Raw genomic sequence first — 18,151 nt, forward strand, 5'->3', positions numbered from 1 at the left:
CAAGGAAGCTCAGGCTTCCTTGGCACCCCTGAAAATACGGATTTTCACCATGCATTGCACCCACTTCCCCAACGCCCCCCTCGGCCTGAAACCGCTGACGCCGGGACGCCAGGGCAGCCTGCGGCTGATCGCTTTTCCCCACGCCGGCGCCGGAGCCACTGCCTTTCAGCGATGGAGCCCCACGTTGCATCAGGACATCGAACTCTATGCCGTGCAATATCCCGGTCGAGAGGAGCGGGCGCACGAAGCGCCGCTCTGCCAACCCCAATCGCTCATCAATCAACTGATATCGGCACTGCAGCCACTGCAGGATAAACCGCTGATCTTTTTCGGCCACAGTCTTGGCGGACGGGTTGCGCTGGCGTTAGCGATGGCGCTGCCCCAACCGCCGCTGCAGTTGATCATTTCCGCCAGTTCATCGCCCTTTCTTGCGCGCCACAGCCAGTTGCTGAGGATGCCTCGTGCCGCTTTGCTGAACGCGCTTTGTGCCGGCGAGGGCCTGGATGAGTCTCTCATCGGCGACAGCGCGCTGGTCGATTACTATCTGCCGCTGATCCGTGCCGATCTGTTGCTGTCCAGCCAATTGCTTTTCCCTGCGCAACCGGGTTACCACGCCCCGCTGGCGATGTTCTATGGTGAAAACGACAAGTTGATTGATCGGCAGGATTTGCTCGACTGGCGCCGGATCGCGCAAGGCGATTTTCAGCAGCGCACTTTTGCCGGCGGACATATGTATATCACCACGCAGCGCGAGGCGGTGATAGCCGGCGTTCACCAGTTGCTGGCTGGCCGCCTGAGCGAACCGGCCAGCCGGTAACACTCAGGCGTTTTCACGCTCAGGCAACGCCAAACGGCGCTCGTTGTGCACCACCCGCCACGCCAACAGCAGCACGCACAGGCTGCAGAGCGACAGCACGGCGCCCAGGTGCTGCGACAGCCCGGCCAGCACCAAGCCACCGCCAAGCATCAGGTAATACATCAGGCCAAGGATCGCGCCGGCGGTGCCCATGCAGTCTTTATAATGCCGCAGCGCGCGCGCCAGAATATTGGGAATGGCGATGCCGTACGCCATCACCACCAGCATCATCGGCAGAACGAACCACAAGCTCCCTTCCAGCAGCAGTACCAGCAGGCCGCCGGCCAGTGACAAAACGCAGGCCAGCATCAGCAACGCGGGGAACAGCCAGTGTTTGCCGATCAAAAACTTGTTGATCGCCGCGCCGATACCGACCCCGGCCGCCAACACCAAACCGGTATAACCGAACCACTGCGCCGGCAGTTCCAACGCCGCGAAGTGGAATGGCGCCAGCTGGTAATAGCTGAACATGCAAATATTGAACAACGCCACCAGCAGCGCACTGAGCCAAATATCCCCGTCCTTGATCATCCGCCCCAGCGTGCCGAAAAATGAATGCCTCACCACCTGTTGCGGACGCGTCTCCGGCAGTTGCCAACCGGCATAGCCCAGCAACAGCGCCGCCAACAGCGCCAAACCGCCAAACACCCCCTGATAGCCCCAATAGTGAGTCAGCACTGCGCCGCTCAATACGCCAACCGCCGGGCTGATCGCCATGGCGATCCCCATCACCGAGAACACCCGCGCCAACTCATAACCGTCGAAGCGATCGCGAATCGCCGTTTGCGTCCCGACCGAACCGACCGCCGCGCCAAAGGCGGCCAGCACCCGCGCCGCCAGCAGCACGCTGAAGCTGCCGCTGAACAGTGCGACGATAGAAGCCAGCAGATAGAGCGTCAGCCCGGCCAAAATGGTGGGACGGCGTCCAATAACGTCGCACATCCGCCCCCAAACCACCACGCCCAGCGCAAAGGCGAAAAAGTAGCAAGAGAGCGTTTGCGCCGCCATTTCCGCACTTACCCGGAAACCGTGCGCAATGTGCGTCAATGCCGGGCTGTAGATGGTCTCCACCACCTGGGGAAACATCATCATCGACGTCGCCAATGTCAGAGTCAGCTTACGTTGCATAACAGATCCTGTAGCCAAGAATAAGCTGCACAAGGTAGCATCTGCTCCCCGGCGCCGATTACAATATAAAAGACAATAAATTTACAAAATCGGACATACTATGGCGTGGCTTCAGGCGCAGGACAGTTTTAATCCGGATACGCTCGACAACGGCGTGCTCGGGATCGCCGCCGAACTGGCGCAGCACGACTCTGGCACGCATTGGCATGACAGGGGCCAGTTGCTGTTCTGTCAGCAAGGCAGCATGCGTATCACGCTCAACCAAAGCATCTGTATGCTGCCGCCGGGCAGAGTTGCCTGGATCCCGCCGCAAGTGGCTCACCGCGTTCAGGTCAACGGCGTAGTCGGTTACCGTTCGCTTTATCTCGACGCCGATCGCTATGCCTGTCTGCCTACGCAGCTTGCCGTACTGACAGCCTCGCCGCTGCTGCGCGAGGTGTTGGAACGCATCGCGTTCGCCGCATTCGACACCGACTGGCAGCATGGGCCTCACGCCAATATTCTGGCGGTCTGCCTGGACGAGATCGCCGCCGCGCCGCGCGAACTGACGTTGCTGCCGCTGCCCAGTGACCGGCGCCTGCGCCATCTGGCCAATCTGGACATGCTTCCGCCGCTGCACGAGCTATCGCGCTACAGCGGCGCTTCCGAGAAAACCATCAGCCGGATTTTCCGCCGTGAAACCGGCCTCAGTTATCAACAGTGGCGTCAGCAATGGCGCCTGATCAAAGCAATAGAGATGCTGGCCGCAGGGCTGAGCCAATCCGACGTCGCCGGTCGGCTGGCGTTTTCCAGCGACAGCGCCTTCGCCACTTTTTTCAAGAATATGGTGGGCTGCCCGCCGAGGGCGTATATGGAGAGAAGAAAGTAAGAGGCCGTCTAAAACGGCAACGCCGACGGAAAGCGTTGATGGGGAGGAAAAAAGCGACGGCGGGAACGGCGCCCCCGCGACAAGCGAGAAACGCCGTTCCGCTACGCCCTTATCGATAGACGATCTCGCCCTTCGGCTCGTAGGCCGCCGCATCCAGCGGTGAATGTTTCTCGATGTATTGCTTCAGCACCTCGGCGTCGATAAAGCCGGTGTTGACGTAGCTCGGCAGCCCGTCCAGCTTCGGATAGCCGTCGCCGCCCAGCGCGTTGAAGTTCAGCGTCGCCATGCGGTAGGTTTTATCCGCCTCCAGCGGCTGGCCGTTGATCTTCACCTCGCTGACGCCCTTGCCGTCCGCCACCAGGCTGACGTTGGCGAACTGGGCGTAGGCGCCGGAATCCGGCTTCATGTTGGCCACCACCGCCAGGTACTGCTCAACCTCGCTGCCTTTCATATCGACATGCACCAGGGTGTTGCCGAACGGCTGTACCTTGAGCACGTTCTTATAGGTGATATCGCCGCTTTCAATCGAATCGCGCACCCCGCCGCCGCTCATCACCGCGAAGTCGGCATCGGCGCGCTCCCTCTGCGCCGCCAGCATCACCCGCGCCAGGTTGGTCTGCACGAAGCGCACCTTGCTGCGATCGCCCTCCAGCTTGCCGTTAACGCTGCCGATCTTTACGCCCAACTGCGCCTTGCCCTTCTCCTGGAACGGCGTCAGCAGTTTCATCATGGTCGGGTCTTCCGCGATCTGCTGGGTGTAGTACACCCGCTCGCTGGTGCCGTCCGCCTTCTCCACCTTCTTCTTCAGGTTCACCGGGATCAGCTGATAATGCACCAGCTTCAGCTCGCCGTTGCGGAATTCGAAGTCGGCGCGGCCCACGTATTTGCCCCACTCGTGCGCCTGCACGATCCAGGTGCCGTTCTGGCGATCCGGCGAGCACGGCGTGCCCGGCACGTAATCTGCCTGTTTGCGGTTGTCGCCGGCCATGCACACCGGATCCTGCGAGTGGCCGCCGACAATCATGTCGAGATACCCGGCCGGCAGGCTGCGCGCCATTTCCACGTCGCCCGGCGCGTTCGAGCCGTGTTCACCATTGTCGTAGTGCCCCATATGGGTGGCGGCGATAATCACGTCCGGCTTCTCGTCCTTACGCAGTTGCTCCACCACCTGCTTCGCCTCCTGCGCCGGCACGCGGAACTCCATGTCGGTAAAGTACTCCGGGTTGCCTATCTTGGCAGTGTCGTCGGTCGTCAGGCCGATCACGGCAATCTTGATGCCCTGCTTGTCGAACAAGGCGTAAGGCTTGAACAGGCGCTGGCCGGTGCTTTTCTGATAGATATTGGCCGACAGCAGCGGGAAGGTCGCCCATTTTTCCTGCTGCCGCAGCACGCTCAGCGGGTTGTCGAATTCGTGGTTGCCGATCGCCATCGCGTCGTAACCCACCAGGTTCATGCCGCGGAAGTCCGGCTCGGCGTCCTGCAAATCCGATTCCGGCACGCCGGTGTTGATATCGCCGCCGGACAGCAACAGCAGGCTGCCGCCCTGCGCCGCCACTTCCTGACGAATGCCGTCCACCAACGTTTTCTGCGCGCCCAAGCCGTATTCGCCATGATCGTTCTGCCAGAAGTGACCGTGATGGTCGTTGGTATGCAGAATGGTGATGGCGTAGGTCTTATCCTTTTCCCAGGCACTGGCGGCCCCCGACAGCAACGTCAGGGAAACGGCCAACGCACATGCGGTGGTTTTCAGCGAAAAACGCATGGCGAATCTCCGTGTATTAAATGGCTTTTATGATGAGGGCGAAATTGTAGCGCGAATCAATGACAGCTGATTTCAAATTTTTGCGATGTGAGTCTGATTATTTCAGATATGGTAAAAATTGCGCACCCTGCCTAAGATGTCTTCTCTGTGCTCAACAACTTATCAGGCTAATAATAATATGACCGACAGTAGCCAAAGCGCGATGCCGCCCGCCAAGGGCAGTGCGGTGAAAGGCACCGCCTTCTCCATCCTCGGCGCCATCAGCGTGTCTCACCTGCTCAACGATATGATCCAATCGCTGATCCTGGCGATTTACCCGATCCTGCAAGCCGATTTTCACCTCAGCTTCGTGCAGATCGGCATGATCACCCTGACCTATCAGCTGACGGCCTCCCTGCTGCAGCCGCTGATTGGTTATTACACCGATAAACACCCGCAGCCTTATTCGCTGCCGATCGGCATGGGCTTTACCCTGTCCGGCCTGCTGCTGCTGTCGGTGGCGAGCACCTTCCCGCTGGTGCTGCTGGCGGCGGCGCTGGTGGGCACCGGCTCATCGGTGTTCCACCCGGAATCCTCGCGCGTGGCGCGCATGGCCTCCGGCGGCCGGCACGGCCTGGCGCAGTCGCTGTTCCAGGTCGGCGGCAACTTCGGCAGCTCGCTCGGCCCGCTGCTGGCGGCGCTGATCATCGCGCCTTACGGCAAGGGTAACGTCGCCTGGTTCACGCTGGCGGCGCTGCTGGCGATCGTGGTGTTGCTGCAGGTCAGCAAGTGGTATCAACATCAGCACCGGGCAACTAAAGGGCAGCCGAAAAGCCCATCAACGCTGAAACCGCTGCCAAAACGTACCGTAGTCTACTCGCTGGGCATCCTGCTGGTGCTGATTTTCTCTAAATACTTCTATCTGGCCAGCATCAGCAGCTATTACACCTTTTATCTGATACATAAATTCGGCGTTTCGGTGCAGAATGCGCAAATTCACCTGTTCGCCTTCCTGTTCGCGGTGGCGGCAGGCACCATTATCGGCGGGCCTCTCGGCGACAAGATAGGGCGAAAATACGTTATTTGGGGCTCTATTCTCGGCGCTGCGCCGTTTACCCTTGTTTTACCTTATGCATCGCTCTATTGGACCGGCATTTTAACGGTGATTATCGGGGTTATTCTCGCCTCGGCGTTCTCCGCCATTTTGGTCTACGCCCAGGAGCTGATCCCCGGCAAGGTGGGCATGGTTTCCGGCTTATTCTTCGGTTTTGCTTTCGGTATGGGCGGATTAGGCGCGGCAGTTCTTGGTTATGTCGCGGATTTGACCAGTATCGAACTGGTCTACCAAATCTGTGCTTTCCTGCCGCTGATCGGTATTATCACCGCACTACTGCCCAATATGGAGCATAAACCGCAATAACCCCGCGACTAGCCCGGATGAAATTACTTATTCGTCCGGGTTATCTTACGGATAAATCAATGTTATTTTCCCTATCTGGCACAAAACTCCCTCATTGCCGCACCTTAAGTGAAATCCTCTGCCTTTTTACAAAAAAGGCCAAATTAGCCAAGCAAGCCGCGCACAAATGCAATAAACTAAATGTATCTTTTCGTAACTTTGTTGCGTTTCTCCCGTGCCGCGATGCATAGCCAGAAGGAGTATGGATGCATAATTCAACACCGCTCATTACCACCATCGTCGGAGGGTTAGTACTCGCCTTCCTCCTCGGCATGCTGGCGAACCGCCTGCGCATCTCCCCTCTGGTGGGGTATCTGGCCGCAGGCGTGCTCGCCGGCCCGTTCACCCCCGGTTTCGTCGCCGATACCTCATTGGCGCCGGAACTGGCGGAAATCGGCGTTATCCTGTTGATGTTCGGTGTTGGCCTGCACTTCTCTTTGAAAGACCTCCTCGCAGTAAAATCTATCGCCATTCCCGGCGCCGTAGCGCAAATAGCCGTCGCCACCCTGCTCGGCATGGGGCTGTCCAAGCTGCTCGGCTGGGATCTGATCTCCGGCCTGGTGTTCGGCCTCTGCCTCTCCACCGCCAGCACCGTGGTGCTGCTGCGCGCGCTGGAGGAGCGGCAGCTGATCGACAGCCAGCGCGGGCAAATCGCCATCGGCTGGCTGATCGTCGAAGATTTGGCGATGGTGCTGACGCTGGTATTGCTGCCGGCCTTCGGCAACATGCTGGGCAACGACAACGCCAGCAGCAGCCAGCTGCTGATGGAGCTGGCGCTGACCATCGGTAAGGTCATCGCCTTTATCGCGCTGATGATCGTGGTCGGCCGCCGCCTGGTGCCGTGGATCCTGTCAAAAACCGCCAGCACCGGCTCGCGCGAGCTGTTCACCCTGGCGGTATTGGCGCTGGCGCTCGGCATCGCCTACGGCGCGGTGAAGCTGTTCGACGTCTCCTTCGCGCTGGGCGCTTTCTTCGCCGGCATGGTGCTGAACGAGTCCGAACTGAGCCACCGCGCGGCGCATGACACCCTGCCGCTGCGCGACGCATTCGCAGTGCTGTTCTTCGTCTCGGTCGGCATGCTGTTCGATCCGATGATCGTGATTAACGAACCGCTGGCGGTGCTGGCGACGCTGGCGATCATCGTGTTCGGCAAATCCGCCGCCGCGTTCCTGCTGGTGAAAATGTTCGGTCACTCCAAGCGCACCGCGCTGACCATTTCCGCCAGCCTGGCGCAAATCGGCGAGTTCGCCTTTATTCTGGCGGGCCTCGGCATTGCGCTCGGCATGATGTCGGAACACGGCCGCAATCTGGTGCTGGCCGGCGCCATTCTGTCCATCATGCTCAATCCGCTGTTGTTCACCCTGCTGGAACGCTATCTGGCCAAGACCGAAACCATCGAAGACCAAATCCTCGAAGAGGCGGTGGAAGAAGAGAAGCAAATCCCGGTGGATATGTGCAATCACGCGCTGGTGGTCGGCTATGGCCGCGTCGGCAGCCTGCTGGGCGGCAAACTGGCCGAAGCGGGCATCCCGCTGGTGGTGATCGAGAACTCCCGCCCGCGGGTGGAAGCGCTGCGCGAACAGGGCATCAAGACAGTGCTGGGCAATGCCGCCAATCCGGAAGTGATGGATCTGGCGCGGCTCGACTGCGCGCGCTGGCTGCTGCTGACCATCCCCAATGGCTATGAGGCCGGCGAGATCGTCGCCTCGGCGCGCGCCAAGCGGCCGAATATCGAGATCATCGCCCGCGCCCACTACGACGACGAGGTGGCCTACATCACCGATCGCGGCGCCAACCAGGTGGTGATGGGCGAACGGGAGATCGCCAACAGCATGCTGAACATCCTGCAGCTGGACACCCTGAGCGAAGAAGAAAAAATGGGCGGCTGCCCGATCTGAAGCGCCACGCGCGCATAAAAAAAGGTCCGGCATGCCGGACCTTTTCTTTTTCAGCGGGTTAACGCTCCCAGTAAGACTCTTCCAGGCTGTCTTCCCGCTCCGGCAGGCCGCGAGTGAGGCGCGGCGAATGCTGGTTCAACACCTGGTAGCTGACGCGGTTGGCGTATTTGCACACCTGCGCCAGGGAGGAGTAAGTCAGGTAGCTGCGCACGTGCTTGCTGGAGTTCGGCACGTTGTGGCGGTGATAGCCGTTGGCGGCGATATCGTGCAGCAACGCCGACAGCGCGCCGTCGCCGGCGCCGTTGGTGTTCATGATCTTCTCCGGCCCGCCCATATACGGCGCGATGTGCGAATAAACGCGCAGCGGATTTTCACAGTGTTCGCGGCGCATGGCGCGGCTGAATTCGTAGCGGTTGAACTCGGCGATATGCCCCGGCAGCAGCGGGTGCTGGGTCTGGCGCTTGTTGGCCTCTTCGGTGTAGCCCGCCATATACAGGCCGTTCGGCCCGGCGGTGCACAGCACCAGATCCACCCACTCCAGCGCCATGTCCGAGGCGGTCAGCGGATCGCTCAGCCCGGTCAGCTCCAGCGCTTCGTCTTCGTTCATCGCCAGAATCGTCACGTTTTCCTTCAGGAAGTCGCGCCACCACTGTGGGTTGTCGGCAATGACGTACTTGGTGCCCAGCGTCAACACCACCGGCACGTCGTGCTTTTTGGCGTATTCGATCGCCTGCAGGGTGGCAGCCTTCATCGGCTCCCCTTCCTTACAGCGCACCAGATAAGAGCTCAGCACCAGCGCCGACGCGCCGGCGATCACTTCTTCAGGAATGCTTTCCGGGCGCAGCTGGTTCATTTGGCCCGGGTTGATGGCGAAGGTGCGCTCGCCGCTTTCGCCAATCAGCGTAAAACAGCGGCCGATGGCGCCGTCTACGCCCTGCAGATAGTTGAGATCGGTACGGCTGGAGGTATTGCACAGGTAACGGTAGGCGTAGCTGCCGATTTTCACGTTGCTGCACATCACGCCGAGCAGCACCGAGCGATCGTCCGCCAGCACCGAATAGTTGTGCATGGTATTGCCGATGGTGCCGCCGGCGAACTGATGGGTAACCAGGTTGTTTTCATTCAGTTCCTGATACAGCGCCTCGGCGACGTCGTCTTCGATCACCAGAGAGTGGCCCAGGCTCAGGCCGTAGCGCTGGACAAAAGCGTCGTCCACCTTCGCCTCGATATCCACCAGCGTCTGGTCGATGCCGACGATATACGAGGTGCTGATTTCACTTTCGGGCTGGGCCTGCTGCAGAAGCGGATCGCGGGCGCTCACCGGGAAATAGTGTTTGGACTTGCGTTTACCAGGAAATTTCATGTGATTGGCGGTGGTGGCGGTTTAACAAGCGGAGAATGTTAACACATTCCCGCCCGATCACGATGATTCTAATATACAGATTATTGATGATTAGAGGCGCTGCGCCACCAGCTGCTGCATCATATCGATATGCGCCGGCTCGTCGTTCAACGCAGAGATATATTCAAACTTCTCGCCGCCGGCCTCGAGGAAGATCTCGCGGTTCTGCTCCTTGATCTCTTCCAACGTTTCCAGGCAGTCCGCCGAGAAACCCGGGCAAATCAGCTGAATGTGCTTCACGCCCTGCGCCGGCAGCCCCTTCAGGGTCTCATCGGTGTACGGCGTCAGCCACGGCTCGCGGCCGAAGCGCGATTGGTACGTCATCATCACTCGCTCCGGCGCCAGCGGCAATGTGGCGCTCAGCGCTCGCAGCGTATCCTCGCAGCGCTGCGGGTAGTCGTCGCCCAGGCGTGCATAGCGTTTGGGGATGCCGTGGAACGACAGCACCAACCGATCCGGCTGGCCATGCTCGGCGAACGAGCGCTCCACGCTTTGCTGCAGCGCGGCGATGTAGGCCGGGTGTTCGGCGTAATCGCGGATGAAGGCCACAGAAGGCAAGCGGCGATAGCCTTTCAGCACCCGCGCTACGCCATCCCATACCGCCGCGCTGGTGGAACAGGAATATTGCGGATAGAGCGGCAGCACCACCAGGTTGGTCACGCCCTGCGCCAGCAGCTTGTCGATGGCTTCCGCCAGGCTCGGCGAGCCGTAGCTCATGCCCAGCTCCACCGGCGTATTCGGCATGCGCGCCGCCAGCGCCCGCTGTTGGCGGCGGCTGTACACCAGCAGCGGTGAGCCTTCTTCCATCCACACCGACTGATAGAGCTTCGCCACGCGCGGCGAACGGATCGGCAAGATCGCGCCGTTGAGGATCGGCCACCAGATCAGCGGCGCCGTGTCGACCACGCGATCGTCACTGAGGAATTCCTTCAGATAGCGTTTGACCGCCGACGAGGTCGGCGCATCTGGCGTGCCCAGGTTCACCAGCAATACGCCGTGTTTCTCTTGCTTCATCTCAGTTCCCCTCATTTCCTTTCCGGCCGGCATTCCGTTCTGGGTCGGGATGTCAGCAGCCATTAATGCCGGCTATTGTAACGGAAAAGTCGTGCATCGAAACCGATAACAGCAACAGGCTATGCCTGTGGGCCTCCCCCTTGCGCCAGTCGCCACACCGCCGCCACGTTGCGCGCCGTCACCTGCAGATTGCGATCGGCGCCCGCCAGCGCTTCTTCCAGCGTCACGATGCCATCGAGCACCGAAAACGCCGCGTCGATGCCGTGTTGATGCACCACCTGGTAATCCGACGTCAGGCTGCCGGCGATGGCGATCACCGGCACGCCGTGGCGCTTGGCCACCCGCGCCACGCCGATCGGCGTTTTGCCGTGGATCGACTGGCTGTCCAGCCGGCCTTCCCCGGTGATCACCAGATCGGCATCGCGCACCGCCTCATCCAGGCGCAGGGTTTCGGTGACGATCTCGATGCCCGGCCGCAAACGCGCATTGAGCATGCCGAGCAGCGCCGCCCCCATGCCGCCCGCCGCGCCCGCCCCTGGCTGGGTGAGCACCGCGCGGCCGGTTTCCCGTTCCAGCAGCTCGCCATAGTGATGCAGCGCCGCATCGAGCTGCGCCACCATCTCCGGCGTCGCTCCCTTCTGCGGCCCGAACACCGCCGAGGCGCCCTTTTCGCCGCACAGCGGGTTATCGACGTCGCAGGCGGCGGTCACGCTCACCCATTGCCAACGCGCATCCAGCCCGGCGAGATCGAGATGCGCCAGCTGCGCCAGCGCCGCTCCGCCCGCCGGCAGCGGCCGGCGTGCCTTATCCAGCAACTTCACGCCCAGCGCCTGCATCATCCCGGCGCCGCCGTCGTTGGTGGCGCTGCCGCCGATGCCGAGAATGATCGCCTTCACGCCGCGTTCCAACGCCGCCAGCATCAGTTCGCCGGTGCCGTAGCTGGTGGTGATGCGCGGATCGCGCCGGCCGGGCGGCGCCAGGTGCAGCCCTGAGGCGGCGGCCATTTCAATCACCGCGGTTTCGCCGTCGCCCAGCAAGCCATAGAACCCCTGCACCGGCTCCCCCAGCGGCCCGGTGACCGTCACCTGGACGATTTCACCGCCGGTGGCCGCCACCATCGACTCCACCGTGCCTTCGCCGCCGTCCGCCATCGGCAGCTTCACGTAGTGCGCCTGCGGGTAAATTTGGCGGAACCCCCGCTCGATGGCGTCGGCGACGCCGAGCGCGTTCAGGCTCTCTTTGAAAGAATCCGGGGCAATAACCACTTTTTTCAGCGTTTTCATCACTGTTCCTTATCCCGCCAGGTTAAATACGCCAAACATCAGCGCCGAGATTGCCGCAATGGTGAACCCCACCAGCGTTTCGTACGGCAGCAGCTTCAGCCGCTCGTGCACCGCCATATTGACGCTGCCGCCGGTAGCGTGGAAGAAGCTGCCGTGCGGCAGGTGATCCAGCACCGTGGCGCCCGCATGGATCATCGCAGCGCCGGCCAGCCCGCTCACGCCCAGCTCGAGCAGCGTGGAGCTGAACACCCCGGAAGCCACGGCGGTGCCGGCGGTGGTCGACGCGGTCGCCATCGACATCAGCGCGCCGGACAGCGGCGCCAGCAGCCAGGCCGGCAGCCCGGTGTGCGTTAAGCCGTTAATCAAGACATCCTTCAGCGCCGAGTTGGCGATAATGCCCGCCAGCGTGCCGGTGCCGAGCAGCATGATCGCCACCGGCGCCATGCGCGACAGGCCGGAGACCATAAACTGATTGCACTGGCGGATGCGCCCCATCAGCAGCGCGCCCGCCAAGCCGCCGGCCGGCAGCGCGATCAGCGGATCGACGGCGATGCCGGCGATCGGCCGCAGCGACAGCAGCAGGATCGCCACCAGCGGCGCGCTGATCGCCGCAGCGAAGCCCGGCCGCGCCCCTTCGGCATGCTGAGTCAGCTCTTCGGCCATCACTTTGCTGCCTTTATCGCTCAGGCGGCGCGCCAGCAGATAGGCCACCACCAGGCCGCACAGCCCCGGCACGATGCCGGCCATCATTACCGAGGTGAGCGGCACGTGGAAATTGTCCGCCGCCGCGATGGTGTTCGGGTTGGGCGACATCACGTTGCCGGCCTTGCCGCCGCCGATCATCGCCAGCAGGATCGCCGCGCGCGAAATGCCGGCCTTTTGGGCTATCGACAGCGCGATCGGCGCGACGGTGATCACCGCCACGTCGATAAACACCCCCACCGCCGTCAGGATCAGTGTAGCCACCGCCAGCGCCAGCAGCGCGCGGGTTTCGCCCACCTTGCGCACGATGGTTTCGGCGATGGTATGCGCCGCGCCGGATTCGATCAGCACCCCGGCCAGCACCCCCGCCGCCAGGATGCGCATCACGGCGTTGGTGATGCCCTGCGCCCCGCCGATCATCAGCGTTACGGTCTGCACCAGGTCGGCGCCGCCGCACAGCCCGCCCGCCAGCGCGCCGGCGATCATGCCGTAAGCCGGCGGCACCTTGCGTAGAATCAGGACGATGGCGACGGCTAACGCCACCAGCGCCCCCAGAGTGGATACGGTTGTCATTGTTGTTTTCTCCGTGGTTGATGTGCAGGCCAACATATCCCGCGCGCCCGGCGTTGGCCTGAGGGGAAACAACAAAAAATCGCCGGGGGAACGGCGTGGAATTTGTGGGTTGGCACAACTCAGTCGTGCATCAGCATGCCGATATATAACCGCAGAGCGTCGGTTAATTGGTTGATTTTCATGCCAGTTATCGCTTCGATACGCTGCAGGCGATAGCGCAGGGTATTGACGTGGATATGCAGCTGTGCGGCGGTCTGCGTCTGATCACAATTCTGCGAAAAATAGTGGCGCAGCGTGCCGCGCAGCACGCCTTTTTCGTCCTGTTCGCCCAGCGTCCGCCAGGGGCGACCCAGCTCCTGCGCGCGCCAATCCTCCCCCAGATCGCACAACAGCGACGGCAGCGGGTAGTCGTGGTAGAACAGCGTGGCGTGACGCAGTTTCAGGCGCTGCGCCATCGCCTGAGTGGCGCGCGCCGTCAGGCTGGAACGATAGGCGCTTTGCGGATCGTCATAAAAACCGCCGACGATCAGCCGCACCCGGAAGCGGTGTTTGAGTTGGTTTTGCAAACGCTGGGCCTGTTGGCGCTCCAGCTTCAGGCTCCATTCGCCCTGCACCATGCAGGCCGGTCGCAGCAGGGTCATTTCATTGAAGCCGGTAATGGCGATCAACGCGTCGCGCTGGGTGGCCTCCAGCTCCGCCAGCAGCTCGCGCAGCAGGTGCGGCTGCGCCTCTTGCAGCTCGACGATCCACACGATGCGCGCCTGGCGCAGATCCAACCCCAAATACGCCGCCATCGCCGCCAGCGACGCGGTGTTCGGCTGGGGCTGCAGCAGCTGATTCGCCAGCTCTTCCCGGTAGCGTTTTTCCCACTGGTGCTGATCCAGCAGCGCCGCCTGCTCCACCATCATCTCCGCCGCCATCTTCACCAGCTCGGCGTAGGCGCGCACCTCGGCCGGTTCGCCGGAGATGCCGATCACCCCCACCCGCTGGTTGCGAAAGCTGAACGGCAGGTTGATGCCGGGCCGCACGCCCTTCAGATGTTCGGCGGTGGCGCGGTCGATTTCCACCACCCGATTTTCCGCCAGCGCCAGCACCGCGCCTTCATGGCGCTGGAACAGGCGCTGCGGGTTGCCGGAGGCGATAATCACGCCGTTGCTGTCCATCACGTTGACGGAATGGCTGATGATGCCCATCGCCCGCTGGACGATCTGGCGCGCGGTGGCTTCCGCCAGAAGATTGGTTTGTCTGAGCATGCCCGCTCCCTGCTGAGGGTGAAAACGCAGGCTTGTTATACGCTATTTGGCGCGGACGATTAACGGGCACGGCCGCAACAAGCCGCCGCGATCACAATTTGGCGGGAAAACGGCAAAAAAAAACGCCGGGCCACAGGCCCGGCGTCATGCACAACGCGCTTGCGATCAACCGAGGATGGTCGCCAGCTCTGCGCTCACTTCGGCCACCTTGCGGGTGCCGTCGATTTTGCGGTATTGGGTGTTGCCCGCCGCCGCTTCTTTGCTGTAGTAAGAGATCAGCGGCGCGGTCATCTGATGGTATTCCACCAGGCGCTTGCGCACGGTCTCTTCCTGATCGTCCTTGCGCGTGGTCAGCTCTTCGCCGGTCACGTCGTCTTTGCCTTCCACCTGCGGCGGGTTGAACTTCACGTGGTATACGCGGCCGGACGGCGCGTGCACGCGGCGGCCAACGATGCGGTCAACGATCAGCTCGTCCGGCACGTCGAACTCCAGCACGAAGTCCACGTTGATGCCGGCTTCTTTCATCGCGTCAGCCTGCGGAATGGTGCGTGGGAAACCGTCCAGCAGGAAGCCCTTGCGGCAATCTTCCTGAGCGATGCGCTCTTTGACCAGCGCGATCACCAGCTCATCGGTCACCAGCTTGCCGGCGTCCATGATCTCTTTCGCCTGCTTGCCCAGTTCACTGCCGGCCTTCACGGCTGCGCGCAACATATCACCGGTGGAGATTTGCGGAATGCCGTATTTCTCCATGATGAATTGAGCCTGAGTACCTTTACCAGCGCCCGGAGCGCCCAGCAGAATGATACGCATTGCGTAAATCCCCTTGCTATGTAGTTTTTATAAAATTGCGAAAACGCTCAACGATACCATTTCAGGGGGGGCAGGCTCAAGGCGCGCGAAGGAAATCGATTGCGGAATGTGCAAAAAAACGGACGAGCAAAAAGCGAGAAAAGGCGGGGAAAAATCGGCAATGCGCCCCTAACGGTGCCGTTAAGGGCGCATATTTTCAGTTTCAGGCGGACAGCAACTTGTTCATGCGACGGATGAACAGGTTCGGATCTTCCAGCGTGCCGCGTTCAGCCAGCAGAGCCTGATCCAATAACAGGTCGATCCATTCGGCGAAATGTTCGTTATCGCCCACATCGGATGCGCGTTTGACCAGAGCATGCTCCGGATTGAGCTCGAAAATGTACTTCACTTCCGGCGCCTGCTGGCCGGCGGCGGCGAACAGCTTGGCCATCTGGGTGCTCATTTCGTCGGCGTCGGTCACCACGATCGCCGGCGTATCGGTCAGGCGGTGCGTCAGGCGCACATCCTTCACCCGCTCGCCCAGCAGGGTTTTCACGCGTTCGATGAACGGCTCCAGCTGCTTCTCGGCGGCCTTCTGCTCTTCGGTTTCATCCGCCAGTTTATCCAGCGTTTCATCCGCTTTGCTAACCGACTGGAACGGCTTGCCGTCGAATTCGGTCAGGTAGCTCATCATCCACTCGTCGATGCGATCGGACAGCAACAGCACTTCGATGCCTTTCTTGCGGAACAGCTCCAGGTGCGGGCTGCTCTTGGCGGCGGCGTAGCTGTCGGCGGTGATGTAGTAAATCTTCTCCTGCCCTTCCGCCATGCGGCCGACATACTCTTCCAGCGACACGGTCTGCGCCGAGCTGTCGCCGTGGGTGGAGGCAAAGCGCAGCAGCTTGGCGATCGCTTCCTGGTTGCCGTGGTCTTCCGCCGGGCCCTCTTTCAGCACCAGACCGAACTGCTGCCAGAATTTCTGGTAGCCTTCGGCGTCATCTTTGGCCAGCTTATCCAGCATCTGCAGCACGCGCTTGGTCAGCGCGCCGCGCAGGTTTTGCGTCACGCGGCTGTCTTGCAGGATCTCGCGCGACACGTTCAGCGGCAGATCGTTGGAGTCGATCAGGCCGCGCACGAAGCGCAGGTAGTTCGGCATGAACTGCTCGGCGTCGTCCATGATGAACACGCGCTGCACGTACAGCTTCAGACCATGCTTGTGATCGCGGTTCCACATGTCCCACGGCGCCTGCGCCGGGATATACAGCAGGCTGGTGTACTCCTGCTTGCCTTCTACCCGGTTGTGGCTCCAGCTCAGCGGATCGGTGAAGTCGTGGGCGATGTGCTTGTAGAATTCTTTGTACTCTTCGTCGGTCACGTCAGCCTTGCTGCGGGTCCACAGGGCCTGCGCCTTGTTGATCTTCTCCCAGGTGACGGTGTCGTCTTCTTCGTTTTTGCTTTCGATCTCCACCGGCAGGGCGATGTGATCGGAATATTTGCCGATCACCGAGCGCAGGCGCCAGGCGTCGAGGTACTCATCTTCGCCTTCGCGCAGATGCAGGGTGATTTCGGTGCCGCGCGTCTCTTTGGTGATGTCGGCGATGGTGTAGTCGCCTTCGCCGGCAGACTCCCAGAACACGCCTTCGTCATCGGCGGCGCCGGCGGCGCGGGTGCGCACGGTCACTTTGTCCGCCACGATGAACGCCGAGTAGAAACCGACGCCGAACTGGCCGATCAGCTGGCTGTCTTTCGCCTGATCGGAGCCGATGGATTCCAGGAACGCTTTGGTGCCGGACTTGGCGATGGTGCCGAGGTTTTCGATCACTTCTTCGCGGCGCATGCCGATGCCGTTGTCGGCGATGGTCAGGGTGCGCTGCTCTTTATCGAAGGACAAGCGGACGCGCAGCTCGCCGTCGCCGGCGTACAGCTCTGGCGCGGACAGGGCGCGGAAACGCAGCTTGTCGGCGGCGTCAGAGGCGTTGGAAATCAGCTCGCGCAGGAAAATTTCTTTGTTGGAGTACAGCGAATGGATCATCAAATGAAGCAGCTGTTTTACTTCAGACTGGAACCCGCGGGTTTCTTGACCTTTCATACTCATTGATTACCTCAAAAGACAATGGCTACCAAAATCGAACAATGAGGATCAGATGAGGGTCAGGGTCTTGTTTTTCAAGCGGACGGCGGGAGATTTTTGGCAAAAAAATGACGGGGCCGAACGGCCCCATCCGGGAAAACATCAGAACTTGATGGCGTGACGCCCGGCCAGCGAATGCGACAGCGTGGTGCCGTCGACCATCTCCAGCTCGCCGCCCACCGGCACGCCGTGGGCGATGCGGCTGGCGAGCACGCCATACTGGCCGCACATCTCGGCGATATAGTTGGCGGTCGCTTCCCCTTCCACCGTCGGGTTGGTGGCGAGGATCACTTCGGTGATGCTCTCCTTTTCCAGCCGTTGCTCCAGGCGATCCAGACCGATATCGCCCGGCCCGATGCCGTCCAGCGGCGACAGATGCCCCATTAGCACAAAGTAGCGCCCGGCGAACTGGCCGGTCTGCTCGATGGCATGGATATCCGCCGGGCTTTCCACCACGCAAATCTGGCCGTTTTGCTGACGGCGCGGATTGGCGCAGATGGTGCAGACGTCCTGCTCGGTGAAGGTGCGGCAGTCGGCGCAGTGGCCGATTTCCGACATCGCGCGCGTCAACGCCTGCGCCAGGCGCATGCCGCCGCTGCGATCGCGCTGCAGCAGCTGAAACGCCATGCGCTGCGCCGATTTCGGGCCGACGCCCGGCAGGCAGCGCAGCGCCTCCATCAGGGATTCAAGGAGCGGGCTGGTTTGCATCAGAACGGCATCTTGAAGCCAGGCGGCAACTGCATGCCGCTGGAGACGGAGGCCATCTTCTCTTTCTGGGTCTCTTCGATGCGGCGCGCGGCGTCGTTGAACGCGGCGGCGATCAGATCTTCCAGCATCTCTTTGTCGTCTTCCATCAGGCTAGGATCGATCTCCACGCGGCGGCAGTTGTGCGCGCCGTTGATGGTGACCTTCACCAGGCCCGCGCCAGACTCGCCGGCCACTTCCAATTTGGCGACTTCTTCCTGCATCTGCTGCATTTTTTCTTGCATTTGCTGGGCTTGCTTCATCAGGTTGCCCAGACCGCCTTTACCAAACATAGTCGTCTCTCGTCGCT

Annotated in this window: 15 protein-coding genes; 4 read left to right on the top strand and 11 right to left on the bottom strand. The window is 61.4% G+C overall.

Annotation, left to right across the window (positions count from 1 at the left end):
• The first annotated feature begins 19 nt into the window (after positions 1-19).
• Positions 20-817: a thioesterase II family protein gene (locus tag ACSBQQ_RS13255; protein WP_140367547.1), complete on the top strand. Its 798-nt coding sequence runs from the start codon at positions 20-22 to the stop codon at positions 815-817.
• A 3-nt stretch (positions 818-820) separates the two neighbouring features.
• Here the strand turns inward: ACSBQQ_RS13255 and ACSBQQ_RS13260 are convergent, their stop codons facing one another.
• On the bottom strand, positions 821-1,984 hold the full coding sequence (locus ACSBQQ_RS13260) for a multidrug effflux MFS transporter (protein ID WP_047568972.1): 1,164 nt from the start codon (positions 1,982-1,984) through the stop codon (positions 821-823).
• Positions 1,985-2,084: 100 nt separating this feature from the next.
• Here ACSBQQ_RS13260 and ACSBQQ_RS13265 point away from each other — a divergent pair, with 100 nt between their 5' ends.
• A complete protein-coding gene (locus tag ACSBQQ_RS13265) occupies positions 2,085-2,852 on the top strand; it encodes an AraC family transcriptional regulator (RefSeq protein ID WP_048321321.1) in 768 nt (255 codons plus the stop codon).
• A 109-nt stretch (positions 2,853-2,961) separates the two neighbouring features.
• On the opposite strand, the gene ushA is transcribed toward ACSBQQ_RS13265, so the two are convergent.
• Positions 2,962-4,614, bottom strand: a complete 1,653-nt coding sequence (ushA, locus tag ACSBQQ_RS13270) for a bifunctional UDP-sugar hydrolase/5'-nucleotidase UshA (RefSeq protein WP_049213821.1) — start codon at positions 4,612-4,614, stop codon at positions 2,962-2,964.
• Positions 4,615-4,792: 178 nt separating this feature from the next.
• On the opposite strand from ushA, the gene ACSBQQ_RS13275 reads away from it, so the two are divergent.
• Both ACSBQQ_RS13275 and ybaL read left to right on the top strand, forming a co-directional pair.
• Positions 4,793-6,013 carry an MFS transporter gene (locus tag ACSBQQ_RS13275; RefSeq protein ID WP_033637357.1) on the top strand — a complete coding sequence of 407 codons (1,221 nt, stop codon included), beginning with the start codon at positions 4,793-4,795 and terminating at the stop codon, positions 6,011-6,013.
• 245 nt (positions 6,014-6,258) lie between these two features.
• Entirely contained in the window at positions 6,259-7,950 is a 1,692-nt protein-coding gene (gene ybaL / locus ACSBQQ_RS13280) for a YbaL family putative K(+) efflux transporter (protein ID WP_033637356.1), read from the top strand.
• A gap of 58 nt (positions 7,951-8,008) precedes the next feature.
• On the opposite strand, the gene ACSBQQ_RS13285 is transcribed toward ybaL, so the two are convergent.
• The 9 genes from ACSBQQ_RS13285 to ACSBQQ_RS13325 form a co-directional block, all read right to left on the bottom strand.
• Positions 8,009-9,313, bottom strand: coding sequence for an inosine/guanosine kinase (locus ACSBQQ_RS13285; RefSeq protein ID WP_033647265.1), 1,305 nt, complete (start codon positions 9,311-9,313; stop codon positions 8,009-8,011).
• A 90-nt stretch (positions 9,314-9,403) separates the two neighbouring features.
• Positions 9,404-10,366: a ferrochelatase gene (gene hemH, locus ACSBQQ_RS13290; protein ID WP_033637355.1), complete on the bottom strand. Its 963-nt coding sequence runs from the start codon at positions 10,364-10,366 to the stop codon at positions 9,404-9,406.
• A gap of 119 nt (positions 10,367-10,485) precedes the next feature.
• Positions 10,486-11,649 carry a glycerate kinase gene (locus tag ACSBQQ_RS13295; RefSeq protein WP_060429132.1) on the bottom strand — a complete coding sequence of 388 codons (1,164 nt, stop codon included), beginning with the start codon at positions 11,647-11,649 and terminating at the stop codon, positions 10,486-10,488.
• Positions 11,650-11,658: 9 nt separating this feature from the next.
• Positions 11,659-12,924 carry a GntP family permease gene (locus ACSBQQ_RS13300; RefSeq protein WP_015376868.1) on the bottom strand — a complete coding sequence of 422 codons (1,266 nt, stop codon included), beginning with the start codon at positions 12,922-12,924 and terminating at the stop codon, positions 11,659-11,661.
• Positions 12,925-13,043: 119 nt separating this feature from the next.
• Positions 13,044-14,177 carry a sugar diacid recognition domain-containing protein gene (locus tag ACSBQQ_RS13305; RefSeq protein WP_039566980.1) on the bottom strand — a complete coding sequence of 378 codons (1,134 nt, stop codon included), beginning with the start codon at positions 14,175-14,177 and terminating at the stop codon, positions 13,044-13,046.
• A gap of 165 nt (positions 14,178-14,342) precedes the next feature.
• Positions 14,343-14,987 carry an adenylate kinase gene (adk, locus tag ACSBQQ_RS13310; protein WP_004940261.1) on the bottom strand — a complete coding sequence of 215 codons (645 nt, stop codon included), beginning with the start codon at positions 14,985-14,987 and terminating at the stop codon, positions 14,343-14,345.
• Between the two features lie 202 nt (positions 14,988-15,189).
• Positions 15,190-17,055, bottom strand: a complete 1,866-nt coding sequence (gene htpG, locus ACSBQQ_RS13315; RefSeq protein ID WP_033637352.1) for a molecular chaperone HtpG — start codon at positions 17,053-17,055, stop codon at positions 15,190-15,192.
• A 144-nt stretch (positions 17,056-17,199) separates the two neighbouring features.
• Complete coding sequence (gene recR, locus ACSBQQ_RS13320; RefSeq protein WP_004940263.1) at positions 17,200-17,805, bottom strand: recombination mediator RecR; 606 nt, start codon at positions 17,803-17,805, stop codon at positions 17,200-17,202.
• On the bottom strand, positions 17,805-18,134 hold the full coding sequence (locus ACSBQQ_RS13325; protein WP_060429133.1) for a YbaB/EbfC family nucleoid-associated protein: 330 nt from the start codon (positions 18,132-18,134) through the stop codon (positions 17,805-17,807). The genes recR and ACSBQQ_RS13325 overlap by 1 nt, the downstream gene beginning before the upstream one ends.
• Between the last annotated feature and the right edge of the window lie 17 nt (positions 18,135-18,151).

It is taken from the genome of Serratia sp. G204Y (genome assembly GCF_051172435.1).
GTDB classification, from domain to species: domain Bacteria; phylum Pseudomonadota; class Gammaproteobacteria; order Enterobacterales; family Enterobacteriaceae; genus Serratia; species Serratia sarumanii.